The organism is Spongiibacter thalassae, from assembly GCF_012272835.1.
In the GTDB taxonomy this organism is placed as follows: Bacteria; Pseudomonadota; Gammaproteobacteria; order Pseudomonadales; family Spongiibacteraceae; genus Spongiibacter; species Spongiibacter thalassae.
On the sequence record NZ_JAAWWK010000001.1, the window covers coordinates 565,238 to 589,549 of the forward strand.

A 24,312-nucleotide genomic window follows, 5' to 3' on the forward strand; every position below is an offset into this window, starting at 1 on the left:
ATTTTGGTTAATTAAAGAGTAAACGTGGACGTCTTGTCATGATTTCTTGGGATTCATTGTGTAGTGCACGTAAACAATCCAGATTATTTGTAGTCGTCGAATAAGCGTTTTAGTTTGGGTGTTAATAATAAATAATAGACAGTTGCGGAGGTGCTGGTGAGGTTGCCCACGGTTTGCAAATCATATTTAGACGGAGTCCTAAGGTATCTGGATGTTAATAATATAACTCGAGCAGAGTTGGAGGTTGAGTTAGGTTGGAATCCTTCTGATCATCTAACCGACTCGGGAAGGTTTCCGCTTCGGTTCTTTGAGTTTCTACTTGAGGCCGCTTCAGTCCTTTTACAGGATGAAAAGGCTAGTGTTAAATCTGGTATGTACGTTGGTGAGAATGATATCGGCTTTGCCGATTATCTTTTGAAAAGCGCGCCTGGCAGTACAAAGGCAATATCGGCAATTGTGGAGTGCTCGCCGGTGCTTCTGGATTTCGGTGCTTTAGGGGTTGAGTTAAGTAAAAAAAGCACGACGTTGCTGTGGGAGCTTCCCCCAAAAACTAATGTTTCGCTTAAATTTATAGAATTTCATTTGTCGGTATTATGCAAAATATTAGATGCTGTGCTCCTTGAGGATTGCTTTTGTAAAGTAGGCCTGCGTAGTGGTATTCCTGTCGATAATATTAAATCTGTGTTGGGCGTTGATGTGGTGAACACCAAATCCAATTGTCTTAGCTACATTGAAATAGATTCAGCATATTTTGATGAATGTAAATTTAAGCCGGAAGAATTTGTTCACGATGCGATGCTTCAACGTCTTCGCCGTGAAATGGCGATTATGCGGCGAGATTCTCGTTTTGCTAGTACTGTTTACGAGCAAATAAACGTTGAGCTAATAAACGGGAATTGTAATGTAGAGAAAGTGGCAGAATGTTTGAGTGTTTCGTCGCGTACGCTTCAGCGCAGATTGAGTGAGTGCGGGACGTCATTCAGTGAGATATTAGACGATGTTAGGCGAAATTTAGCCGGTGAGTTGATTGTTGATGCGCGGAAAAGCTATATGGAAATGACACTGATCCTTGGCTTTTCTAACAAGTCCAGTTTCCATAAAGCATTTAATCGATGGTTCAATGTTGCGCCCGGGGTATACAGGGAATGTTTGGTGAATAATTGACTTGCCAAAGAGCCAAAGAGCCAAAGAGCCAAAGAGCCAAAGAGCCAAAGAGCCAAAGAGCCAAAAGGAATAGCATTGTAGCGCGTGAGATAACCTCGTTTACGCATACGTTTGACGATCTTATCCAGTGGCGCAATCGTTTGGCGGCGATTGCGGCCACGTCATACTCGCAATTCACGGAGCGCTAAGCGCTACTCAAACTCAATGCGTGAGCCCTGACTCTCCCTAATCATCACTTTCAATCGCCCCAATATCACCAGGCGTGTTGGCCGGTCGGCCTGTGCCCAGCTGGTCTGTTTGCAGTTTATTAACCTGGATTGATCGCTGGCTGAGGATCACGGTAATGCCGTTGTGAACATTGCTGCCCATCTCAAACAGCTTTGCCCAGGTGGCGTCGTTGATCAGCGCCGGCCCGAGGTCGTTGATGCGGTCAACCGTCACTGCGGCAATGTCGCCAGCCAGTGCTCGATCCAGGTGGTGCCAAAATTCGATGTAGGCGTGGTTGTAGGCTTCCTGGGGCCAGGTTTGTGAAGGCCCACACCAGAAGGCTTGCTCAAGGGTGTTGATCGTGACCTGATTGCAATTGCTGTATTGCTGGCTGCCGTCGGTATCGGGGTCGATATCGGCCAGATAGTCTTCAAAGTAGCTTCGGAAATGGCTGGCAAAGTCGGTTTGGTCGTAGTGCTCGGCAATGCGGTCGAGTATCAGTGACAGCAGCAGGGGGTTGCGTCCCTCGTTTTGCGGGCCGTCGAGATTGCCGAGTATTTCGTTAAGCAAATAGCTGTTGGCGGGAACCTGGTTGAGGGCGTTGCCCGCCGGGGGGTAGTACAGCACTGCGAAAGGGGCGGTCTCGGTGCCTGCTGATGGAATAGATGCGGACAACACCGGGCTGCCCAGTACGTCGCTGGGGTTCACGCCATCGAGGTCGTTGTTTTGGGGGTAGTGCTTGCGCGACAGGGAATCCCAGGTGGGTTCACCAATGGGGACGAGTATTTGGCTGAAGTCGATCACACCGATGCGGTTGTGGCCCAGGCTGCGAAACTCGAACACGGAGCCGCTAAAAACATCGTGCTGGTATTGGCGGGCGATGGTGTAGCCGCTCGGGCCGACGCCGTCGATTTCATGCACGGTATTGTCGACGATAATCGACTGGCCGATCAGCATATCTTCTACCGCATGGGCGTTGCCGATGGTAGCGGCGATGCCGCCGGCCAGATTGGGTTTGTCGATTTCGGTGACGCGGGGTTTGCCGAACACCTGATTTTCAACAATGGTGCTGCCCTGAACCTGCATATAGCCATTTGACATGTACAGGCCGCCGCCGCGCCAATAGCCGATGTTGAGCAGATTAAACAGGAAGGGGGGAAGTTGCAGGGGTTCGACTTTGTTTCTCGCGACAGTGCTGTTTTCAATATGAAGGCGGGTTGAGCGACCGATGCCACCGCCGTCTGAATACACGCCGCCACCGTAGGCAAACAGTCCGGAAATGCGGTTTTCGCTGATAGTCGAGCGGGTAATTGTGGCGATGTTTCTGCCGCTGTGGCGACCGCCCACAGAAAATACGCCGCCGCCGGCTGCGCCACCACCGTAGACGGTATTACCGCTGATGGTGCAATTGTCGATCACCACCGTATCGGCATAGACGGCACCGCCATAGGCCCCCCCGTCGCGGGAGGTGTCAGAGTCGTCGCCCCTGGCGTGGTTGTTGTAAAGGGTGCAGTCGCGCAGGTTGGCCGTACCCCATACCGCCAGCGCGCCGCCCCGTGCCAGGGTTGAGGTTTGATTGTCGTCGGGGTGCTGTCCGACATCACTGGCCTCGCTGAATTGGCTATTGCCACCGGTGATGGATACGTTGATGAGCGTGGCGTTGCCATCGACGGCGAGAACGCGGGCTGGCTCGGTGCCATTCCAGTTCAAGGTGATGCCGTTGGCGAGATTGGAGGCGTCAATATAAAGGCTCTTGGCAGCGAAGAGCGCAGAACGACCGTAGTCGCGCATAAAGTACCCGACCAGAAAGGAAATGTTGTTGGCGGTATCAAAACCCATGACTTCGCCGATCAGGGCGGTGTGGTCCTCGCCGATGATGCTGAGGTTGATCGTGCCGCCGTCGAGGTCGGGGGCAAAGGTAATTTGCTGGTTCGGCGCGGCGGAGGCAATGGCAGAACGCAGGGTGATGGTGGCGGCATCGGGGGATGAAAGGTCCTGCAAGCTGTTCACCACAATGGGTGGCGATGTGTTCCTTCCACTTCCGCCGCAACTCACCAGTGTGGTGATTAGTAGTGCTTGTGCGATCAGTATCAGGCTGGTACGAAAGCGTTTAAGGGTAAGCACAATGTGAGGTTTCACGTTTGCCTCCTGTGTGTGGGTAGGCGTTGCAGCCAATATGCGACCTTTATATTTGCAACACGGCTCGCATCGAAGTATGAAGGGTGGCGTAAGCGCAGGCTTCGGTGATGCATTATCGAGTATAGACTGCGCGGGCGTCGGTGGCTGCCGCCTTACTGCTCTAAGCGTGTTCTGTTTTGGTGCGATGATTTGGCTTGTGTTTTAAGTTGGTGCGCAGCGGGTGGCGAAGCCCTGGCCCTCGCATTCCTTGCCAGCCCCCATACAACATAGCTTTCACGTAAAATCATGGTTGTTGGCACAATATCTGTATTGTTGTAGGGTGTCCGCACTCTTGATGAATCAGGACATTACAATTTGCAAATGGAAGGCTAGGGTTCCGATCACCGCAATGGTGATGACTGGTCCGAGAGCTTTCGACCTCCTCTGAATTTGGCTTGCTGTATTTGCGAAAGCCGGCGCAGAAAGGTTACACGGCGGGACAAAAGCCCGGGAGACGATCGGCGATTTAGCCAGGAGTGCTCTATGAAACCGCGTAACACTAGCCGGAGGTTCGCTATGAAGCGACTAGCTGCTGTACTACTTACACTGACGTTCTCCTCTTTCTCTTTTGCTGCTGACAGCTTTAAGGTCTGTTGGTCGATTTACGTCGGCTGGATGCCCTGGGGCTATGGCGACGAACAAAAAATCGTCGATAAATGGGCGAAGAAATACGGCATTGAAATTGATGTCGTGCAGATCAATGACTACATCGAGTCGATCAACCAGTACACCACCGGCGCCTTTGACGCCTGCACCATGACCAATATGGATGCGCTGACCATTCCCGCTGCGGGGGGCGTTGATAGCACCGCATTGGTGGTGGGTGATTTCTCCAACGGCAACGACGGAGTTGTGCTGAAGGGCTACGACTCGTTGAAAGACATCAAGGGCCAGCAGGTGAATCTGGTCGAGCTGAGTGTGTCCCACTATCTGCTGGCGCGGGGGTTGGATAGCGTTGGCCTGAAAGAAGCCGATGTGACCGTGGTGAATACCTCTGATGCGGATATGGTCGCCGTGTTCCCTACGGCGGGTATTACCTCTGTAGCAACGTGGAACCCGCTGCTCAGCGAAATTCTGACCATGCCCGGTGCCAACAAGGTGTTTGATTCCTCGCAGATTCCCGGCGAGATTATCGACTTGCTGGTGATTAATACCGAGGTGCTGAAAAACAACCCCAAACTGGGTAAAGCCTTGACCGGCGCCTGGTATGAAATTATGGCGACCATGAGCGGTAGCGACGCCAAGGCTGTGGCCGCACGCACGTCGATGGCCCAGGCTTCCGGCACCGATCTGGCCGGTTTCGAGGCCCAGCTTGCCAGCACAGAAATGTTCTACAAGCCCGCCGACGCGGTGGCTTTTACCCGATCTGACGCCCTGAAAACCACCATGAAAAACGTGGCAGAGTTTTCCTTTGCACACGGCCTGTTGGGCGATGGCGCACCGGATGCCGGATTCATCGGCATTGAAACCCCCGCTGGTGTATTTGGCAACAAGGGTAATATCAAGCTGCGCTTCAATCCCAGTTATATGCAGATGGCCGCCGACGGCAAGCTGTAATTCCCCTGGAACCTTAATATGAAGCGAATGATAAACCTGGCGCCGGGCAAGGTCTGGCGCGTTGCCCTGGCGATGTTGCCCTTTGCCCTGATTCTGCTGGTGTATATGGCAGCCTCGGATGCCCGGCTGGCAGAGAACCCTCAGGACAAGTTACTGCCGAGCTTTGAGCAGATGGGCGATGCCATCAATCGGCTGGCCTTTGAGCCCAGCAAGCGCACTGGCGAGTACCTGTTCTGGCAGGACACCCTCAGCAGCTTGCAGCGTTTGGGAATGGGCATGGCCATTGCCGCTTCATTGGGCATGTTTCTGGGCCTGATGACCGGTGCCTTGCCCATGTTGAACGCCAGCTTCGCACCGCTTCTCACGGTGGTGTCGCTGATTCCGCCGATGGCGATTCTGCCGGTGCTGTTTATCGTGTTCGGTTTGGGAGAAGTGTCGAAGGTGGCGCTGATCGCCATTGGCACCACGCCGTTTATCGCTCGGGATATTCAAAAGCGCTGCCTTGAAATTCCCCGTGAACAACTGGTGAAGGCCCAAACCCTGGGCGCCAACAGTTTTCAGATTATTGTGCGGGTGCTGGTGCCCCAGTTGCTGCCGCGACTGCTCGACGCGATGCGTTTATCCCTCGGTGCAGCCTGGCTGTTCCTGATTGCCGCCGAGGCGATCGCTGCGACAGATGGCTTGGGCTATCGCGTGTTTCTGGTGCGCCGCTACCTGTCGATGGATGTGATTCTGCCCTATGTGGCGTGGATTACCGTGCTGGCCTTTGTGATTGATTTCGCCCTGCAAAAGCTGAGTCGTGTGGCCTTTCCCTGGCATGAACCCAAGGAGGGCGGCGCATGATCGAAATCAACAATATGTGGAAGCGATACGGCGATAGCGTGATTCTGGAAAATATCTCCGCCAGGGTGGCCGAGGGCGAATTTATTACCCTGGTCGGCGCTTCGGGCTGCGGCAAGAGTACCTTTCTACGTATGTTGCTCGGCACTGACACACCCAGTCAGGGGCAAATTCTGCTGGATGGCAAACCCATTGCCGACGAGCCGGACAGCGACCGCGGTGTGGTATTTCAGCAGTATTCGGTGTTCCCCCATTTGACTGTACTCGACAACGTGGTGGTGGCTCGGGCCTTCGCCGACAGTCGCTTTGGCTTTTTATTCGGCGCGCGCAAACGTGCCGCCATCGCCGAGGCCGAGGAGCTGTTGAATATTGTTGGGCTGAGCCATATGCAGCACCGCTATCCCGACGCCCTGTCGGGTGGAATGCGGCAGCGGCTGGCCATCGCTCAGGCGCTGATTCTTAAACCGCGAATTCTGCTGCTGGATGAACCCTTTGGTGCCCTCGACCCCGGTATTCGCGCCGATATGCACGAGCTGGTACTGCGCCTGTGGCGCCAGCACAAACTCACCATTTTTATGGTTACCCACGATTTGAAAGAGGGCTTTCATCTGGGCACTCGCCTGTGGGTGTTCGACAAGTTGCGCAACGACCCCCAGGCCCCCAATGCCTACGGTGCAGGGATCACCTACGACCTGCCGGTGGGAGCCTGTGAACCGGAGTTGCTGGAAGAAATTGACCAAAGCATGACGGCGACCGACGCCGTGGTGGATTCACTATGACGGACCTGGCAATGACAAGCATGACCGAATACCACACCGAGCTGGCTGCTGGTGGCCACTGGTCGCTGGAGCTGCCCCGTGGCACCCAGCTGACCCTGTGCGACATCGACGGAGGCGGCAATGCCGGTGTGTTGTTTTACAACCCGAAAAACCTGCTGGAGCGTTACAACGCGCCGGATACTCTCAAATGCCAGCACAGCTTCAAGCTGACCCGTGGCCACTGCCTGTACTCGGACATGGGGCGCATCTTTGCCTCAATCACCGCTGATGACAGCGGTTGGCACGATACCGTGTGTGGCAATTCCCACGCCAGCCATGTGGCGGCGCGCTGGGGTAAGCGGGACTATCAGAGCCAGCGCAATAACTGGCTGCAAAACGGCAATGACGCCTTTTTGGTGGAGCTGGCCAAATATGGCCTCGGCCCTCGGGATATGGCGGCAAATATCAATTTTTTCAGCAAGGTGGTGACCGATGCCGAGGGCAATATGCGCCTTGATAACACCGCCAGCGAGGCGGGGCGGAAGGTCACCTTGCGCATCGAAATGGATACTCTGGTAGTGCTTCATGCCTGCCCCCATCCACTGAATACCTCGGCGGATTATCCCCGCCGCCGAATCGGCGTGGAGCTGGCGGTGGCACCGCCGATGACGGAGGACGATCCGTGTCTGAATCTGTGTGATGAAAATCGCCGGGGCTTTGCCAACAACGCCCTGTACCACTTTGGCCGCTAACGCATTTGGGAGAGCACTATGATTATTGAAAGTTCACGCCGCCCCGAAGAGGCGGCGCTGCGGGAAGTGGTGGCTGCGGGGGATTACTACCTGGGCAAGGTCAATGCGGGGCAATACTTTCGCATTCTCGATCTGGAGGGCAATCAGGCGGCGGATACGCTGTTCTTCAATGCCGACAACCCCGGCGAACGCTACAGCGCCACCGACACCATTCGCGAGCAGGGCAATGTGTATTTAACTGCGGGTTCGGTGCTGCGCAGTAACGACAACCGGCCGATGCTGGAAATTGTTGCCGATACCTGCGGTCGTCACGACACCCTGGGCGGGGCCTGCGCCACCGAGAGCAACACCGTGCGCTACGATCTGGAAAAGCGCTGTATGCACGCCTGCCGGGACAGTTGGATGCTGGCGATTGCCGAGCGTCCCGAGTTCGCCCTGAGCAAGCGCGACATTACCCACAATATTAATTTCTTTATGAATGTACCGGTTACCGAGGCGGGAGGGCTGACCTTTGCCGATGGGATTTCCGGTGCCGGCAAATATGTTGAGCTGCGCGCCGAGATGGATGTGCTGGTACTGATTTCAAACTGCCCCCAGCTCAACAACCCCTGCAATGCCTACAACCCGACCCCGATTGAATTTCTGGTATGGGAAGCCTAGCGCCAAGCAGAACAGAACACGCTGGAATTTGGACCAACTCTTCAGTGGACGACCACTGTCGTATGCCCGGCGGGACGGCCCGCTAACGGACCACCATGTACAACAAAGTTTTGATAGCCAATCGCGGGGCCATTGCCACCCGGATTATTCGTACCTTGCATCAATTGGGTGTGACCGCAGTGGCGGTCTACGCCGAGGCCGATGCCCGCAGCCTGCATGTACGCCAGGCCGACGAGGCCTATAGCCTGGGTGAGGGCGGCGCGGCAGACACCTATTTGAACGCGGCGCGGATACTGGAGATTGCCCGGAGCTGCGGCGCCGAGGCAATTCACCCCGGCTACGGTTTTCTCAGTGAAAACGCCGAGTTTGTACGCGCCTGCGACAAGGCGGGTATTACCTTTATCGGCCCCACCGCCGAGCATATGGAAAGCTTTGGCCTCAAGCACCGCGCCCGGGACCTTGCCGCCGCACAGGGGCTGCCCCTGCCACCGGGTTCCGGCTTGCTTAACGACCTGGAGCAGGCGCGGAGTGTCGCCGCTGATATAGGTTACCCGGTGATGCTGAAAAGCACCGCTGGTGGTGGCGGTATTGGTATGCAGGTGTGCGCCAGTGATGAGGAGTTGTGTGCGGCCTTTGATAAGGTCAGGCAGCTGGGACAGAGCAATTTCGCCGACGACGGTATTTTCCTTGAAAAATACATCGCCCGCGCGCGTCATATTGAAGTGCAGGTATTCGGCGACGGTGCTGGTGGTGTGCTGGCTCTGGGTGAGCGGGATTGCAGTGCCCAGCGCCGCAACCAGAAGGTGATTGAAGAATGCCCCGCGCCGAATCTCGATGATGAGGTTCGTGCGCGCTTACATACCCTGTCGGAAAACCTGCTGGCGGCGGTGCAGTATCGCAATGCCGGAACGGTGGAATATATCTACGATCAGGACACCGGCGAGTTTTACTTTCTTGAAGTGAATACCCGCTTACAGGTTGAGCACGGCGTGACCGAGATGGTCTGGTGTGTGGATCTGGTCGAGTGGATGCTGCAACAGGCCTGCGGCGAACTGCCACCGCTGGTGGAGCTGCGGGCCGGACTTGCGCCACGGGGTCACGCCCTGCAACTGCGGGTCTATGCCGAAGACCCCTATCTGAATTTTCAGCCCAGCGCTGGCCTGCTGAGCAAGGTCGCTTTTCCTGCCGAGGGGACTTTGTCGGGGACCGACACTAATAGGAGCAGGGGCACGGGCCTGCGTATTGAGCACTGGCTGGACAGTGGCCTGGAAGTGTCTCCCTATTTCGATCCGATGCTGGCCAAGATTCTGTTTCATGGCGACGATCGCGACAGCGCCATAGCCGGACTGGCAGAGGCGGTGGATGAGTGCGAAATTTATGGTATTGAAACCAACCTCGATTACTTACGCGGTCTGCTCGACAGCGAGGTGGTCAAAGCGGGAGAGGTGACCACCCGCTATCTGGCAACCTGGCCCTGGCAGCCCCTGCGAATGGATGTGCTGCAGGGCGGCACCCAAACTACCATTCAGGATTACCCGGCGCGGCTGGGCTATTGGAATGTGGGCGTTCCGCCGTCGGGGCCTTTCGACAGTTACTCCTTCCGTCTCGCCAATCGTCTGCTCGGCAATAGCGACGATGCGGCGGCCTTGGAAATTACCCTGCAGGGACCCACCCTGAAATTCAGCGCCGCCACGGCAATTGTGGTGACCGGGGCAGAAACACCGATCAGCCTTGATGGCGAGCCCTTGGCGATGTGGGAGGTGCACCCGGTACAGGCGGGTCAGGTGTTGACGCTGGGGCGTATTGCGTCGGGCGCGCGGAGTTACCTGGCAGTCGCTGGGGGCATTCAGTGCCCGGAATATCTGGGTTCGCGCTCGACCTTTACCCTCGGTCAGTTCGGCGGTCATAGCGGCCGCGCCCTGCGTACCGGTGACGTGCTGCGCTTGACTGCTGCGGTGCCCCGAGTGGCGGCATTGCCGAATTGCCTGAAGCCGAAAATTGAGGAGGCCTGGGAGCTGAGGGTGATTTATGGCCCCCACGGTGCCCCGGACTTTTTCACCGAAAATGATATTGAAACGTTCTTTGCTGCTGAGTGGGAGGTGCACTACAACTCCAGCCGCACCGGGGTGCGGTTGATTGGCCCGAAGCCTGAGTGGGCCAGAGACAGCGGCGGCGAGGCGGGAATGCATCCGTCGAATATTCACGACAATGCCTACGCCTTTGGTACGGTGGATTTTACCGGCGATATGCCGGTCATCCTCGGGCCGGATGGACCGTCGCTGGGGGGCTTTGTCTGCCCGGTCACGGTGATCAGCGCCGACCTGTGGAAGTTGGGACAGTTGCGCGCCGGTAATAAAATTCGCTTTGTGCCGGTGAGTGTGGCCGATGCGGTGGCCGAGGAGAAATTCCAGTTACAGGCCCTGCGCGAGCTGGCGGCACCGGGCCCTGCCTTGCAGCCGCTGCGTTCGTTGCCGTCGCCCATTGTGCAGCACCTGGATGCCGACACCGTGGGCGACGAGGTGGTGTATCGAGTGGCGGGAGACCATTTTTTACTGGTGGAGTATGGGCCGCTGGAGTTGGATATTCGTTTGCGGTTTCGCGCCCATGCGCTGATGCAGCAGTTACAGCAGGCCCCGATCGAGGGGGTGCTGGAAATGACGCCCGGCATTCGCTCCCTGCAATTGCATTACAACCCGCTGGTGCTGCCGCTCAAGGAATTGCTCAGACAATTGGCGAGCATTGAGCGAATGCTGGCCAGCCGCCTGGACAGCCTGAGCGTGCCCTCGCGAACGGTGTATTTACCGCTGAGTTGGGACGACGCCGCCTGCCGTCTGGCCATTGAAAAGTACCAGCAGTCGGTGCGGGCCAACGCGCCCTGGTGCCCGAGTAATCTGGAATTTATACGGCGTATCAATGGGCTGGACAGCATCGACGAGGTCAAGCGCATTGTGTTCGATGCGGACTATCTGGTGATGGGGCTGGGCGACGTGTATCTGGGCGCGCCGGTGGCGACGCCGGTCGATCCCCGTCACCGGCTGGTCACTACCAAATACAATCCTGCCCGCACCTGGACGGCGGAAAACTCGGTGGGAATCGGTGGCTCCTATCTCTGTGTGTACGGCATGGAAGGGCCGGGGGGGTATCAGTTTGTTGGGCGTACCCTGCAAATGTGGAATCGCTACCGCCGCACCGAGGCCTTTACCGAGCCTTATCTGCTGCGCTTTTTCGACAAGATCAAATTCTTCGAGGTGGGCAGCGAGGAGCTGGAACAGATTCGTAGGGACTTCCCCTTGGGGAAATATCCCCTGCGCATTGAAGACGGCGAATTTTCCCTTGCTGCCTACCAGTCTTTGGTGGAGGCCCACGCTGAGGATATCGCCGAGCATACCCAACGCCGCGAAACCGCCTTTGCCGAGGAGTTGGCGCGCTGGCATCGGGATGGGCAATTTCATTATGAAGCGCCGGAGGTCCAGGCTTCAGAGATCGTGACCGAATTTGCCGAGAGTGAAAGCCCGGTCGACAGTTCGGTGGCGGGCAGTGTGTGGAAGCTGCAAGTGCAGCCGGGTGAGGAGGTTAAAGCGGGGCAGAGTCTGTTACTGCTGGAATCAATGAAGATGGAAATTGCCATCGCCGCGCCCCATGACGGCCGCGTAAAAACCCTGATCGTCAAGGAGGGGGGCCGTGTCAGTGCCGGTCAGACTCTGCTAACGCTGGAGGAAATATAAATGAGTACACCGCTAACCCACCCCACAAGTTTCACCCTGCGCGATTTGCGTCAGGCCTACAGTGCTGCCGGTGAGCAGGCCCCGGCTCTGGCGGGGCGGATCATGGCCGACATTCGCCAGCGCAGCGAGGCATTGCGCGATCACAATATCTGGATTCATCTGCTGAGCGAGAGGGAGGTTGCGCCCTACATCGATGCATTGGTGGGTCGTGACCCTGCAACGCTGCCGCTCTACGGCGTGCCGTTTGCGATCAAGGACAATATTGATCTGGCGGGTATTCCCACCACCGCGGCGTGCCCGGCCTATGCTTATACGCCGGAAAACAGCGCGACGGTGGTAAAACAGCTGATTGCCGCCGGGGCTGTTCCGGTGGGAAAAACCAACCTCGATCAGTTTGCGACGGGGTTGGTGGGAACGCGCTCGCCCTGGGGGCCGGGCAAAAACAGTTTTCACCCGGAGATGGTCAGTGGTGGCTCCAGCGCCGGGTCGTCGTTGGCGGTGGCTTTGGGGCTGGCGAGTTTTTCTCTGGGCACCGACACCGCAGGTTCCGGGCGGGTGCCCGCCTGCTTTAATAATCTGGTGGGACTGAAACCAAGTATTGGTCTGTTGTCGTCGACGGGAATGCTGCCCGCCTGCCGGTCATTGGATTGCATTAGCATCTTCGCGTTGAACTGCGACGATGCCAACGAGGTTCTGGCGGTGGCGGAAGGGCAGGACGACAGCGATGCCTACAGTCGCGCCAATCCCTTTAGTAATCGCGCTCGGCACTACGGTCAGCAGCAGGGGGGCTTAACCCTTGGTGTGATGCCGCCCGAGCAGCTTGAGTTCTTTGGTCACGGTGGCTACGCCGACGCCTATAAAGCCAGTCTTGAACGCATTGCCGAGGCGGGGATTACCCTGGTCGAAGTAGATATGTCGGCCTTTGTGGAAGCGGCGCGCCTGCTCTATGAAGGGCCCTGGGTGACCGAGCGCTATATCGCCACCCGGTCGATTATCGAGCAGCGCCCCGAGCAGATGCACGAGGTCACCCGCGCGATAATCAGTGGTGGGGCCACGCCCAGTGCCATTGATGCCTTTACCGCCCAGTACCGGCTCAAGGCCCTGCGTCAGATGGCGCAAAAGGTGCTGGATAGCGTCGATGCTCTGCTGACGCCGACCGCAGGCCGCCCCTATAGCATTGCGGAGCTGGAGGCAGACCCGATTACGCTGAATAGCAATCTGGGCTATTACACCAACTATATGAACCTGTTCGATCTGGCGGGGTTGGCGGTGCCTACCGGGTTTGCGGACCACAACGGGATGGCAATGCCCTTTGGTCTGACTCTGGTGGGTGAGGCCTTTAGCGACCGCTGGCTATTGTCTATCGGCAATCGCCTGCAGCAGATTTTTCAGCTGCCACTGGGCAAGCATCTGGCTGACTACCAGCCCCTGGTTGAGTCCCCGGCGGCTGTTTTACAGCGGGTGTCGGTGGTGGTGTGTGGTGCCCATCTTTCCGGACAGCCGCTGAACTGGCAGTTGACCGAGCGCGGTGCAAGGCTGGAGGCCGCGACCCACTCCGCGCCGGAATACCAGCTTTATGCTTTGGCTGGAGGGCCGCCCTTTCGCCCCGGTATGGTGGTTGCCCCTGAAGGAGAGGGACGCGCGATAGAGGTGGAAGTCTGGTCGATGCCCATGGCGGAATTTGGCAGCTTTGTGGCCGGTATTCCCGCGCCGCTGGGCATTGGCAAGGTGCGTCTGGCCGATGGCCGCGAGGTGTGTGGGTTTATCTGCGAAGGGGCCGGTTTGGCCGGGGCCGAGGATATCAGCCACTTTGGCGGCTGGCGGGCCTATCTCGCCGCAAAAACCGGGTGATTCCGGGGCGCGTGCCCGTGGCAAATTGCGGATATAGCTTCTATGCTTGGGAGGCGCTGCGGGGCGGTCTTGTGCTCCGCTAACGGTAATGGCCAGGACACTCTGCAGGTGCCCCATATGAATGACCTTGAAACCGTTAAAGAACATTGCCCCTATTGCGGCGAGCTGATCGAATTACTGATCGACTGCTCCGAGTTTCAACAAACCTATACCGAAGATTGCCAGGTGTGCTGTCGGCCGATGGTAGTGGTGGTTCAGCTAAACAGCGACGATCGTTTTGATAGTGCAGATTTCGATATCTACGTCGAATTGCGCAGCGAAGATGAGGCGTGATGTTATAGCAGGTGCTGTACTGGGGGAGCGGGCCGAGCCCGCGAAGGGTTGCCGAGGTTGGGCAGTTCGCTTGCAGGGCAAGCTCCTACAGGTGTTGTAGCCGGTGCTGTGCTGTGGGAGCGGGCCGAGCCCGCGAAGGGTTTTCAAGGTTGGACGGTTCGCTTGCAGGGCAAGCTCCTACAGGAGTGGTGTTGCAGCGGGTGCTGTGCTGTGGGAGCGGGCCCTGCCCGCGAAGGGTTTTCAAGGTTGGGCAGTTCGCTTGCAGGGCAAGCTCCTACAGGAGTGGTGTTGTAGCAGGTGCTGTGCTGTGGGAGCGGGCCCTGCCCGCGAAGGAGGTGTCAGCGCCGGCGGGGGTCGATCGCCTCGGGGCGGCCAAAGTGGTACCCCTGATACAGGTCGATACCCATATCGATACAGGCGGCGGCCTCTCCGGCGGTTTCCACTCCTTCTGCCAGGGTAGTGATGCCCATATCTTTCACCAAGTTATTGAGTGATGACAGCATTCTGGATTTGGGAGAGCTGGTGTCGTCGACACCGGAAATCAGGCCGATATCAAATTTCAATATTTGCGGCGGTACTTCAATCAATTCCAGCAGCCGGGCCTGGCCCGCACCGAAGTCATCGTAAGCCAGACCGATACCCATAGCGGCGAGACCTGCGTTGATTTCGCGCATAACCGTGTGGTTGGTGACGGCGGCTTCGTGAACTTCAAAGACCAGGTTGAGACTGGGGTGGCGACTGCGCAGGGTTTCGAGATTTTGCAGCAAGCGCTGGGGGTCTTTGGTTTCCAGTGGGTGAGTATTAAAAAACAGGGGTACGGTCAGGCCGGCGGCCTCGGATTCGGCAAAGCCTTTGGCCCGCAGGGCCTCGCTAAGCTCGACTTCCTTGTTGATGTCGGCGGCAAGGCGGAAAATTTCGTAGGGGCTGGTGTCCAGCGAGGGGTGGTCGCCCCGACCCAATAGCTCGTAGGCATAGAGACTGCCGTCGCCGCGGACGATGGGCTGCTTGAAGCCGAGCACCATGTTGAACTCGATCATGTCGAGCAGGTCCTGGCTGTGCAGGGAGAATTCGTTGGAGAGTTCGCCGCTTTCGAAGGAGGTGTAGCTGCCGTCGGTGTCGTCGTCTACGGTTTCCATTGTGCGCAGACGGAATTCAATATTGGCAAAGTGCAGAATGTCCCGTTCTTTGATCGGGGTCGGCTCGCTCACGCGTTGGTGATTGACGAATGTGCCGTTGGTGCTGTTTAAATCCCGCAGAATCAACTGTTCGCCAATCAGCTCGATGGAGGCGTGGTTGCGGGACATTTTTGCCGACGCGATGGCGATACCACTGTCGTGATGGCGGCCAATACTGACGGGAAAAGTCGGCAGCTCGATACGGGAGGCGATACCCTCCAGACGTTGCGCGCTTTCCAGAAAATAGCGTATTCCCATTGTCCCTGCTCTAAAATTAACTAATTGTGCGATCCTTGCAGATCAGCTTTCTCTTTTTTATAGGCTCACGGTAGCCTTGGTTTTTCTTATTGGAACTATAGCATGCTGTGGCGCGGGGTGGCATGGGTAGTCGTGTGCGCCATGTCTTCCCTTTGGCAAGTATTGGTAAGCAAAAGCCATTCCCCTTTGTCTCCGGCGGTCAGCGTTGGTGAAAGGCTCGCTGGAAATCCTCAAAGGTCTGCGGCCCAGTGAGCACTTGCTGGACTGAGCCGTCTGCGGCGATCACCAGGGTGGTGGGCAGCACCTGGGGTCGCTGTTGGCCCAGAGCTTCTGCGGGGTCAACGGGCAGGCTATCAAACTCGATACCCATTTCGGCGATGGCGGCTTTGAGGGCCTCGCCCTGCAAACCGTCGAAATTCACTCCCAGCACCCGGTTGGGGCCGTATTCGCTGTCGATGCGATTGAGTGCGGGAATTTCCTCGCGGCAAGGGCCACACCAGGTTGCCCAGTAATTGATAAGCACAATATCGCCGCTGGCGAACTGGCCGCTTTGGCCCGACAGGGTATGAAAGTCGCTGCGAGTGCAGGCGGTGATGACGATAAGGAGCGCCACGGCCCCCAGCCGGCGGAGGAGTTTCATGGCTTTACCTCGGGTTCGTGGCTGGCAGGGGCTCCTGCTGTGTATAATGCCGCTGAAAATTTGCATACTGCGTAGTGAGAAATCATGTCTGCCTATACTATTTACCACAACCCCCGGTGTTCCAAATCCCGCCAGACCCTGCAGCTTTTACAAGACCGCGGTGTTGAACCCGAGGTTGTGCTGTATCTTGAAACGCCACCCTCAGCCAATGAGTTGGCCGGTCTGCTGGACAAGCTGGGGATGACGGCGCGCCAATTGTTGCGCAAAGGTGAGGAAGAATACAAGTTGCGCGGCCTGTCTGACCAAAGCCTCGATGACGAGGCGCTGATTCAAGCCATGTGCGAAGCTCCCAAGCTGATTGAACGACCCATTGTGATCTGCGGTGACCGCGCAGTGTTGGGTCGCCCGCCGGAGAACGTTCTTGATCTGCTCGGCGCCTGAAAACGTGCTTGAGGTGATGGGAGAACACGATGTCTGAGCCCTATGTACTGGTGCTTTACTACAGCCGCCACGGGGCGACCCGGCGGCTGGCAGAGAACATTGCTCGGGGGGTAGAGCAGGGTGGCGTCGAGGCGCGACTGCGCACGGTTCCTGCGGTATCGACGGTGTGCGAAGCCACCGCCAGCGATATTCCCGACGACGGCCACCTGTATGCGACAGAGGAAGATCTGCGCGACTGCGCGGGGCTGGCCCTCGGTAGCCCGACTCGCTTTGGCAATATGGCGGCGGCCATGAAGTATTTTATTGATGGTACCTCGGCCCTGTGGATGAGCGGTGCCATGATCGGCAAGCCGGCCACGGTGTTTACCGCCAGCGCAAGTATGCACGGTGGTCAGGAAAGCACGCTGTTAACAATGATGATACCGCTGCTCCATCACGGTATGGTGATTGCTGGCCTTCCCTACAGCGAGTCGGCTCTGAATACGACCACTGCCGGGGGGACACCCTACGGCGCTTCCCATGTTGCGGGTACCGATGGCCGCGAACTGGATAAACATGAACTGGAACTGGCTGTTGCCCAGGGGCGGCGACTCGCTGGTCTGGCGCTGAAGCTGCGAGACTGAGAGCGTAATGACTACACTGGAAAAGAAAGCACTAATTAGCGGATGGATCATGAAAGCGTCGTATATCGGGTGTTTGCTTTCCCTGACGCTGAGTACCTGGGTGTGGGCCCAGGAGGGGCGTCAGCCCAGTGTCACGATTTGGGTGCTGCGCGAACTGCCCCTGTTGATCTTCGCCGGGGCGGTGTTCAAGCATCAATTGCGCGGAATTGCGTGGATGTGTTTTGTCTGTTTGGGCTATTTTCTGCTGGCGGTGGTCGAGGCAATGACGCCGATGGCGATCTGGATGAATTATGTTGAACTGGCCCTGATTGTGCTGCTGTTCTGCAGTGCCACTATCTTTATCCGCTGGTATGCGCGGTCGCGCCTGCCAGCTGCCACAGCCACGGCGGCCGAGTAATCCCCACTCAGTAGTCACCGGGTTCGGTGAGGTTTCCACGAGGACGATATGAGCGAAGCGAAAAAGCGCGGTTTTTTCAGTCGATTGGGCGGTCTGATTACGGGTATTCGAGTGTGGACCCTGAATCTGCTGTTTTTGGTGTTTGTCGGTATGCTGGGGTTCAGCCTGTACAGCGCTTTTCAGGTTGAAGTGCCCCGCGCGGGTGCGCTGGTACTGGCCCCGGAAGGGGTGGTGGTGGACCAGATTACCGCGGTGGATGCGTTGACTCAGCTGAGCGGCAGCGGCGTTCCCCGGGAAACCCTGCTCAGGGATTTGATCGATGCGGTGAATCTGGCCCGTGACGACGACAATATCAAGATGATGTTGCTGCTGTTGGATCGCCTGGAGTATATCGGCCTGGCCAAGGGCCTGGAGTTGTCCGAGGCGCTGGCAAATTTCCGCGAGAGCGGCAAGCCGATTTACGCGATGTCTGGCCACTACAGCCAGGATCAGTACCAATTGGCCACCGAGGCAGATCAGGTACTGGTACACAATATGGGCGGTGTTGCCCTGGAAGGCTTTTCGGTGGTGCGCAATTATTTTCGCGATACCCTGGAAAACCTCAAGATCAATCTGCATGTGTTCAAGGTGGGCAGCTTCAAATCGGCGCTGGAACCCTTTATTCGCAGCGATATGTCGCCGGAGGCCGAGGAGGCCAATCGCGGCTGGCTGGAGCCGCTGTGGAGTCTTTACCGCAATAAAGTAGTAGAGCGCCGCCAGATCAGTCCCAAGGATTTCGACTACTTCATTAATCACATTGACCGGGTACTTGCTGGCAGTAATGGCGACGCGGCCCAGGCAGCGCTCGATTACCGGTTGGTAGACGGCATTGTCACCCGCCCGGTGTTGAGCAATATGATTGCCGACGTGGTTGGCTGGGACGAGGACGGTTATTTCAATCAGGTGCACTATCGCGACTATCTCAGCTATCGTCGCGGCCCGCGCCTGGCGCAGCTCGACGCCGGGGTCGGTGTGATTGTGGCCAGCGGCAATATTGTCGACGGCGAGCAGCCAGCCGGTAATATCGGCGGCGACAGCATGGCGCGGCTGGTGCGCCAGGCACGGTTGAACGATGCGGTGAAAGCGGTGGTGCTCCGTATTGATAGCGGTGGCGGTTCGGCCTTTGCCTCTGAAGTGATTCGGGCGGAATTGCAGGCTCTGCAGCAGGCGGGTAAACCGCTGGTGGTGTCGATGAGCAGCATGGCGGCATCCGGGGGTTACTGGATAGCGGCGTCAGCTGACGAGATATGGGCCAGCCCGGCAACCCTGACCGGTTCCATAGGGATTTTTGGTGCGTTCCCGACCTTTGAGGATTCGCTGAAACATCTGGGCATCCACACTGACGGTCTGGGGACCACCGATATCGCGGGCAAGCTTCGACTGGACCGCCCCCTCGACCCGGTGTTGGAGCGGGCACTGCAAACCGGCATTGAGCATGGCTACCAGCGCTTCATTCAGGTCGTCGCCGAGGGGCGGGGCAAGCTGCCTGAACAGGTGCTGCCAATGGCTGAAGGACGTGTGTGGAGCGGTATGGACGCCCACCAGTTAGGGCTGGTAGATAAACTGGGCGGACTCGATGCGGCAGTTGCCTCGGCGGCAGACATGGCCGGTCTCGACGACACGCGTTATCAGATTCTGCGCCTGCCCCTGCGACCTGAAGAAGAGCTGATGCGCTGGCTGATGGATTCGGGGCTGGCTACTGTTCAATTGCCAGCGCCGATTGCCGAACTGCTCAAACCCTTTGTGCCGGCGTTACGGCAGCTGCCGGCGCTGAACGATCCACGCGGTGTATACGCCATGTGCCCCGGCTGTATCGCTCCCTGATAGCGCCGTTTATCTCGACTCGGCGTCGCTTACCTGCGGGTAGTGTTGACGCCACTCCTCAAAGCCGCCGTCCATGCTGTACACCTGGGTGAAATCCTTGTCCACAAAATACTGGGCGGCGCTCTGGCTGCTATTGCCGTGATAGCAGTAGATAATCAGTGGCTGGTCCGGGTCGGCCTCTTCAATAAACTGCTGTAAAACATGGTTGTCGAGGTGTGTTGCGCCCTCGATATGCCCCAGTTTAAAAGACTGTTCGTCGCGAATATCGGCGACCTGACACCCCTCCTGGGCCATCAGTTCGTGGGCCTGGGCTATGGAAATACGTTGGAACTCTGACATCGCTACCTCGGCGTGATTGTTGCGGTGGCGTAGCGTAGCGCGAAGGGCGGGTAGTTTGAAGGGCTAATATCAGCGGGGCAGTGCTGGCCCCGCTGTTGTCTTGTAGCGATGGCCTCGGTGTCAGCCGGCTTCCAGCTGGCGCTCTACCGGACCGCGTGCGCCCAGCAGCTTGTGAAAGTCATCCAGCACGAAGTACAGACACGGTATCAATATCAGGGTGATTACCGTGGCGAACACAATGCCAAAGCCCAGTGAGACGGCCATCGGGATGACAAACTGAGCCTGCAGGCTGCTTTCCAGTAGCATGGGGAGCAGGCCAAAGAAGGTTGTTAGCGAGGTCAGCAGAATCGCGCGGAAGCGCTGACAACCGGCGTCGACGACGGCATCGGCCATATCGACGCCCCGGGCGATGGCCTTGTTGATGAAGTCGACCATAATCAGACTGTCGTTGACCACCACGCCAGACAGGGCGATGATGCCGAAAAATGACATCATACTGAAGGACAGGCCGAGCACCATATGGCCGAAAACGGCACCGATAATGCCAAAGGGAATGACGCCCATAATAATCAGTGGCTGGGTGTAGGAGCTTAGCGGCACCGCCAGCAGGCCGTAGATGCCAAACAGGGCCAGTGCAAAACCCACCAACAAGCTGATAAACATGGATTCAGACTCCATGCTTTCGCCGCTTTTGCGCACTTCCAGCCCAGGGTATTGCTGTTGCAGGCGCGGTACGGTGTTTTCAAGCAGGTCTTTTACCACTGCGCCGGGCTCGATACGGGCCTTGTCAGCGTAGGCTCCCACACTGATCGACCGCTCGCCGTCAATGCGGGCCAGGCGAGCATAGCCGGGTTGCACCGTAAGCTCGGCCACGTTGCTCAGCGGAACGTAGGTATTGTCCGGCGAGCGGATGTACATGTTTTGCAGGTCAGCAACGGATTCGCGCTCGCCCCGTGGCAGTCGCACCATCACTTTGACTTCTTCGTCGCCGCGTTGCACGCGCTGTGCTTCCGCGCCGTAAAAGGCGTTGCGCACCTGGCTGCCGAGCATGGCCGAAGTCAGTCCCAGCGATTGGGCTTCAGGTTTGATTTCAAGGACGATTTCATCGCGCATGGCGCTGGCGCCGTTACGGATGTCGTACACTCCGTCAAATTGTGCCAGTGCTTCGGCGAGGTCGTTGGCCGCAGCCCGCAGGTCGTCGGGGTGGTCGGTAGTGAGCTTGAGGGAAATGCTTGGCCCGGCCTGCTCCATGGCCATTTTGATCGACAGGGTCTTAACGCCGGGAAGCGCACCAACACGTTCGCGCCAACGGCGGGTGATTTCATCGCCGTCGATGTCGCGTTTCTCGTTTTTGGTCAGCTCCACCATGATGGTGGCGTTGCGCTCACTGGAGCCAAAGGCGGCAATATGTTCAACCAGGTGGCGATTTTGGTGTCCTTTGGCCGCTTCGCTTTCGGTGTATTCGCGATCAATGTCGTACAGGGTGTCTTCCAGGTGCTTGTAGGCGCGGCGGGTTTCGTGTTCCGGGGTGCCCTCGACCATTTCCAGGTCTGCCTGAATAAAATCACCGGGGACATCCGGCAACATGACGAAATGGACGATGCCGCCGAGTACCAGTCCCGCGGTCAATATCAACATGCCGACAAAGCTCGCGGCGGTCACGTAGCGCTGGGCGATGGCCTTTTTAATAAAGGGACGATAGTGGTTTTCGACAAAGTGACTGAGTACGCGATTCGCTCGCCGAGGCAGGCGGTCAAGCTGTCGCCACAGGCCGGTTGTACCCGGTTTGCTGTGGGCCAGATGGGCGGGCAAAATCCATTTCGATTCGACCAGTGAAAATCCCAGGCAAAGAATGACCACCCAGCCTACCGAGGCGGGAAAGGAGGCGAAGGGGCCGCTGGCGAACAGAGTGGGCGAGAAGGCCATGATCGTTGTGAGTACACCGAAGGTCGCCGGGGTGGCAACGCGCAGGGTGCCGCGCACAACACTGTCCAGCGAGTGGCCATGTTTCTCCGTTTCGGCGTAGGCACTTTCGCCGATGATTATGGCATCGTCCACGACGATCCCCAGCACCAGAATAAAGCCAAACAGGCTGAGCATATTCAGGTTGATGCCGACCACCGGCATCATGGCAAAGGTGCCGAGAAAGCAGATGGGTAGCCCCACCATGACCCAGAAGGCCAGCTTGATGTTCAGAAACAGGCCCAATACCACGAAGACCAGCAGCGCCCCCATACTCAGGTTGCTGATCATCATATCCAGCCGGCCATGCAGGTAAAAACTGGCGTCGGCGAACAGGTCGGCTTTGACCCCTTCGGGCATGTGCTGCTGCTTTTTTTCCAGATAGCGGTGGGCGGCGTCGGAAACGGTAATCAGGTCCTGATTACCCACGGTAAACACCTGCACACCGACACTGGGGTGGCGGTCAAAAAAGGAGAAGCGGTCTTCTTCAACAAAGTCGTCGCGAATGGTGGCGATATCGCCAATGGTGATACGGGTGCCGTCGGGGAAGCTGCGCAGCACAATTTTCTCGAATTCTGCCTGACGACGGGCCTGCCCAAGAGTGCGCAGGGAGATATTGCCGTTGGCGGTTTTAATGGTGCCGCCGGGAATGTCCAGGGACGAACGCTGAATTGCCTCGCTGACGTCGGCGAGAGTCAGCCCGTATTCCAGTAGCCGGTATTCGGGGATTTCTACGCTCAATTCGGCATCGCGGATGCCGGTCAAGCGCACATAGGCGATGTCGGGATCCTGCAGTATTTCCTCTTTGATCTGTTCGGCCAGTGCCTTCATGGTGTGCGGGTCTTTATCCCCGGACAGCTGGATAAACAGGGTGTGCTTCTGGACTTCGACGCGTTTGACGATGGGGCGCTCGGCTTGCTGGGGGAAACTGATAATTCCCTCAACGGCGCTCTTTACCTCGTCGAGGGCTTCCATCAGGTCTTCGCCCTCGAAGATATACACCGACACTGTGCCCAGCGACTGGTCAGCGGTGGCCTCGATGCGCTCGATGGCGTCAATGTCCTGCAGGGCCTCTTCAATTTTAAGTATGACGCCGTCTTCCACCTCCTCGGGGGTGGCGCCGGGGTAAGGGGTGACGATGCTGATAACGTTGATGTCGAAGTCGGGCTGCATGGCGCGCTGGATTGTCATTGCCGAGCCAATGCCGACGAAGATTATGACGATCATCAGCAGGTTGGCAGCGACGCTATTGCGGGCGAACCAGGGGATTATGCCTTGGTGGGTATTAATCTCATTCATGGCGCGGACTGCTCGCCGGGTGCGGCTGCCAGAGTGTCAGCGCCAGGTGTGCTCAAGAGTTCGGCGGTACTGATGGTGCTGTTGACCCGAATGCTTGTGCCGTCGGCGGCGTTGGGCACCGGTGACAGGCATATACGCTCCCCCGGTGCGATGCCGGCGTCGATATACACGTAGTCACCCTCGGTACGCAGCGCTGAAATCCTGCGGCTACTGAGGCGGTTGTCGCTGTCGATGACCCACAACTGGTTGCCAGTGCGCAGAACGTGGCGCGGCACGACTACGAGGTTGTCGATGGCGCGCCCCTGAATTTCCGCTTTGACGAAGCTGCCATTCAGCAGGATGGCGCCGTGGTCCTCGGCTCGATAGGGACTGCTAACCTGAGCGACGACAAAGAGCACGCGGCTGCGCTCGTCCAGGGCGGCTTCACTGCGAACTATGTGACCGAACCACTGTTGGCCCAGATCATTGGACAGGGTCACAGCGGGGCGGCGGTCAGGGTGCTGGCTGTTGGGGAGTTCCAGATAGGGCAGGCGGTCCAGTGGAATGGGCAGGCGAACTTCGGCAACATCAATAGCGAATATTTCGCCCAGAGCATTGCCCGTAGCCACAAACTGTCCGGGGTTGGCGCTGCGTGAGCGAATGATGCCCCGGTAGGGCGCCCGGATTCGTGTGCGTTCGAGATCGGTCTGTGCCTGGGCAAGGTCAGCTTCTGCGGCATCGAGTCTGGCCTTGGCTTCATTGAGTTGAGGCAGTTTCAGCGCCAGGGCACGCCCTTCTTCTGTCGTGTGCTTGCGCGGATAGCGGGCCATATCGTCGCGGGCGACAGCAGCCTGCCCCTGCATTTGCAGCAGATTGCTTTGAGCGCTGGCCACGGCGGATTCGGCCCGTTTCAGCGCGGCACGGTAGTTGCGGTCGTCAATTCGCACCAGCTCCTCTCCCGCTTCGACTTCTGTGCCACTTTCAAAGGCGGGGGAGATCCAGGTGATTTTTCCGGTCACTTCAGCGGCCAGTGTCGTTTTGGTGCGTGCTTGTGCGGTGCCCTGGCTGTAGACGTTGATGGACAGGGTTTGAGGTTCGGCAATGGCGGTGTCAACGGCGATGATCGTCTTGGGTATTTCCTTATGCTCGGGGCTGGGCTTGAGCAGAAACAGGGCAAGTGCACACAGACTGGCCGCGAAAAGAATGATTGAAGCTGTAATGGCCTGTTTGGGAAGCTTTGGCAAAATAGAGTCTCTTCTAGTTATAGCCCGCGGTCGGAAGTATAGCGAAGACCGTCACAGCCGACGCCCA

At 57.7% G+C, this 24,312-nt stretch carries 19 protein-coding genes and 1 riboswitch; of the genes, 13 read left to right on the forward strand and 6 right to left on the reverse strand.

The annotated features are described in order from the left end of the window. Nucleotides 1-237 precede the first annotated feature (237 nt). A complete protein-coding gene (locus tag HCU74_RS02355) occupies nt 238-1,164 on the forward strand; it encodes a helix-turn-helix transcriptional regulator (protein ID WP_168448781.1) in 927 nt (308 codons plus the stop codon). 225 nt (nt 1,165-1,389) lie between these two features. On the opposite strand, the gene HCU74_RS02360 is transcribed toward HCU74_RS02355, so the two are convergent. Beyond that, nucleotides 1,390-3,510, reverse strand: a complete 2,121-nt coding sequence (locus tag HCU74_RS02360; RefSeq protein ID WP_168448782.1) for a hypothetical protein — start codon at nt 3,508-3,510, stop codon at nt 1,390-1,392. 357 nt (nt 3,511-3,867) lie between these two features. Beyond that, nucleotides 3,868-4,005: riboswitch (guanidine-I (ykkC/yxkD leader) on the forward strand. Between the two features lie 60 nt (nt 4,006-4,065). On the opposite strand from HCU74_RS02360, the gene HCU74_RS02365 reads away from it, so the two are divergent. The 8 genes from HCU74_RS02365 (at nt 4,066) to HCU74_RS02400 (ending at nt 14,025) form a co-directional block, all read left to right on the forward strand. Then, nucleotides 4,066-5,106, forward strand: coding sequence for a putative urea ABC transporter substrate-binding protein (locus HCU74_RS02365; RefSeq protein WP_210425076.1), 1,041 nt, complete (start codon nt 4,066-4,068; stop codon nt 5,104-5,106). Nucleotides 5,107-5,124: 18 nt separating this feature from the next. After that, on the forward strand, nt 5,125-5,949 hold the full coding sequence (locus HCU74_RS02370; protein WP_168448784.1) for an ABC transporter permease: 825 nt from the start codon (nt 5,125-5,127) through the stop codon (nt 5,947-5,949). After that, nucleotides 5,946-6,725 carry an ABC transporter ATP-binding protein gene (locus tag HCU74_RS02375; RefSeq protein ID WP_168448785.1) on the forward strand — a complete coding sequence of 260 codons (780 nt, stop codon included), beginning with the start codon at nt 5,946-5,948 and terminating at the stop codon, nt 6,723-6,725. The genes HCU74_RS02370 and HCU74_RS02375 overlap by 4 nt, the downstream gene beginning before the upstream one ends. Further along, nucleotides 6,722-7,456: an urea amidolyase associated protein UAAP1 gene (locus HCU74_RS02380; protein ID WP_168448786.1), complete on the forward strand. Its 735-nt coding sequence runs from the start codon at nt 6,722-6,724 to the stop codon at nt 7,454-7,456. Before HCU74_RS02375 ends, HCU74_RS02380 begins: the two co-directional genes overlap by 4 nt. 18 nt (nt 7,457-7,474) lie before the next feature. Beyond that, complete coding sequence (locus tag HCU74_RS02385) at nt 7,475-8,116, forward strand: urea amidolyase associated protein UAAP2 (RefSeq protein ID WP_168448787.1); 642 nt, start codon at nt 7,475-7,477, stop codon at nt 8,114-8,116. Between the two features lie 95 nt (nt 8,117-8,211). After that, a complete protein-coding gene (uca, locus tag HCU74_RS02390; protein ID WP_168448788.1) occupies nt 8,212-11,841 on the forward strand; it encodes an urea carboxylase in 3,630 nt (1,209 codons plus the stop codon). Further along, a complete protein-coding gene (gene atzF / locus HCU74_RS02395) occupies nt 11,842-13,692 on the forward strand; it encodes an allophanate hydrolase (RefSeq protein ID WP_168448789.1) in 1,851 nt (616 codons plus the stop codon). A gap of 117 nt (nt 13,693-13,809) precedes the next feature. Beyond that, nucleotides 13,810-14,025, forward strand: a complete 216-nt coding sequence (locus HCU74_RS02400) for a CPXCG motif-containing cysteine-rich protein (protein WP_168448790.1) — start codon at nt 13,810-13,812, stop codon at nt 14,023-14,025. A 338-nt stretch (nt 14,026-14,363) separates the two neighbouring features. Here the strand turns inward: HCU74_RS02400 and HCU74_RS02405 are convergent, their stop codons facing one another. Together HCU74_RS02405 and HCU74_RS02410 are read right to left on the reverse strand one after the other, a co-directional pair. Beyond that, nucleotides 14,364-15,458, reverse strand: coding sequence for an EAL domain-containing protein (locus tag HCU74_RS02405; protein WP_168448791.1), 1,095 nt, complete (start codon nt 15,456-15,458; stop codon nt 14,364-14,366). Between the two features lie 199 nt (nt 15,459-15,657). Next, nucleotides 15,658-16,098 carry a TlpA family protein disulfide reductase gene (locus tag HCU74_RS02410; protein ID WP_168448792.1) on the reverse strand — a complete coding sequence of 147 codons (441 nt, stop codon included), beginning with the start codon at nt 16,096-16,098 and terminating at the stop codon, nt 15,658-15,660. Nucleotides 16,099-16,182: 84 nt separating this feature from the next. Between HCU74_RS02410 and arsC the strand changes: the two genes are divergently transcribed. The 4 genes from arsC to sppA are packed head-to-tail and all read left to right on the forward strand — an operon-like array spanning nt 16,183 to nt 19,422. Then, nucleotides 16,183-16,539: an arsenate reductase (glutaredoxin) gene (gene arsC / locus HCU74_RS02415; RefSeq protein WP_168448793.1), complete on the forward strand. Its 357-nt coding sequence runs from the start codon at nt 16,183-16,185 to the stop codon at nt 16,537-16,539. A gap of 29 nt (nt 16,540-16,568) precedes the next feature. Continuing rightward, nucleotides 16,569-17,162 carry an NAD(P)H:quinone oxidoreductase gene (gene wrbA, locus HCU74_RS02420; protein ID WP_168448794.1) on the forward strand — a complete coding sequence of 198 codons (594 nt, stop codon included), beginning with the start codon at nt 16,569-16,571 and terminating at the stop codon, nt 17,160-17,162. Nucleotides 17,163-17,211: 49 nt separating this feature from the next. Further along, nucleotides 17,212-17,559: a DUF2069 domain-containing protein gene (locus tag HCU74_RS02425; protein WP_168448795.1), complete on the forward strand. Its 348-nt coding sequence runs from the start codon at nt 17,212-17,214 to the stop codon at nt 17,557-17,559. Between the two features lie 48 nt (nt 17,560-17,607). After that, on the forward strand, nt 17,608-19,422 hold the full coding sequence (sppA, locus tag HCU74_RS02430; protein WP_168448796.1) for a signal peptide peptidase SppA: 1,815 nt from the start codon (nt 17,608-17,610) through the stop codon (nt 19,420-19,422). Nucleotides 19,423-19,431: 9 nt separating this feature from the next. On the opposite strand, the gene glpE is transcribed toward sppA, so the two are convergent. From glpE to HCU74_RS02445, 3 genes are all read right to left on the reverse strand, one after another. Next, a complete protein-coding gene (gene glpE, locus HCU74_RS02435) occupies nt 19,432-19,761 on the reverse strand; it encodes a thiosulfate sulfurtransferase GlpE (RefSeq protein WP_168448797.1) in 330 nt (109 codons plus the stop codon). Between the two features lie 120 nt (nt 19,762-19,881). Further along, a complete protein-coding gene (locus tag HCU74_RS02440) occupies nt 19,882-23,022 on the reverse strand; it encodes an efflux RND transporter permease subunit (protein WP_210425077.1) in 3,141 nt (1,046 codons plus the stop codon). Further along, nucleotides 23,019-24,245 carry an efflux RND transporter periplasmic adaptor subunit gene (locus HCU74_RS02445; RefSeq protein WP_168448798.1) on the reverse strand — a complete coding sequence of 409 codons (1,227 nt, stop codon included), beginning with the start codon at nt 24,243-24,245 and terminating at the stop codon, nt 23,019-23,021. Before HCU74_RS02445 ends, HCU74_RS02440 begins: the two co-directional genes overlap by 4 nt. Nucleotides 24,246-24,312 lie beyond the last annotated feature (67 nt).

What these genes read in the sequence shown, in the direction of transcription:
- HCU74_RS02365 (WP_210425076.1), top strand. Translation starts at nt 4,066, where the DNA reads ATGAAGCGACTAGCTGCTGTACTACTTACACTGACGTTCTCCTCTTTC.
- HCU74_RS02370 (WP_168448784.1), top strand. Translation starts at nt 5,125, where the DNA reads ATGAAGCGAATGATAAACCTGGCGCCGGGCAAGGTCTGGCGCGTTGCC.
- HCU74_RS02375 (WP_168448785.1), top strand. Translation starts at nt 5,946, where the DNA reads ATGATCGAAATCAACAATATGTGGAAGCGATACGGCGATAGCGTGATT.
- HCU74_RS02380 (WP_168448786.1), top strand. Translation starts at nt 6,722, where the DNA reads ATGACGGACCTGGCAATGACAAGCATGACCGAATACCACACCGAGCTG.
- HCU74_RS02385 (WP_168448787.1), top strand. Translation starts at nt 7,475, where the DNA reads ATGATTATTGAAAGTTCACGCCGCCCCGAAGAGGCGGCGCTGCGGGAA.
- uca (WP_168448788.1), top strand. Translation starts at nt 8,212, where the DNA reads ATGTACAACAAAGTTTTGATAGCCAATCGCGGGGCCATTGCCACCCGG.
- atzF (WP_168448789.1), top strand. Translation starts at nt 11,842, where the DNA reads ATGAGTACACCGCTAACCCACCCCACAAGTTTCACCCTGCGCGATTTG.
- HCU74_RS02400 (WP_168448790.1), top strand. Translation starts at nt 13,810, where the DNA reads ATGAATGACCTTGAAACCGTTAAAGAACATTGCCCCTATTGCGGCGAG.
- HCU74_RS02405 (WP_168448791.1), bottom strand. Translation starts at nt 15,458, where the DNA reads ATGGGAATACGCTATTTTCTGGAAAGCGCGCAACGTCTGGAGGGTATC.
- HCU74_RS02410 (WP_168448792.1), bottom strand. Translation starts at nt 16,098, where the DNA reads ATGAAACTCCTCCGCCGGCTGGGGGCCGTGGCGCTCCTTATCGTCATC.
- arsC (WP_168448793.1), top strand. Translation starts at nt 16,183, where the DNA reads ATGTCTGCCTATACTATTTACCACAACCCCCGGTGTTCCAAATCCCGC.
- wrbA (WP_168448794.1), top strand. Translation starts at nt 16,569, where the DNA reads ATGTCTGAGCCCTATGTACTGGTGCTTTACTACAGCCGCCACGGGGCG.
- HCU74_RS02425 (WP_168448795.1), top strand. Translation starts at nt 17,212, where the DNA reads ATGAAAGCGTCGTATATCGGGTGTTTGCTTTCCCTGACGCTGAGTACC.
- sppA (WP_168448796.1), top strand. Translation starts at nt 17,608, where the DNA reads ATGAGCGAAGCGAAAAAGCGCGGTTTTTTCAGTCGATTGGGCGGTCTG.
- glpE (WP_168448797.1), bottom strand. Translation starts at nt 19,761, where the DNA reads ATGTCAGAGTTCCAACGTATTTCCATAGCCCAGGCCCACGAACTGATG.
- HCU74_RS02440 (WP_210425077.1), bottom strand. Translation starts at nt 23,022, where the DNA reads ATGAATGAGATTAATACCCACCAAGGCATAATCCCCTGGTTCGCCCGC.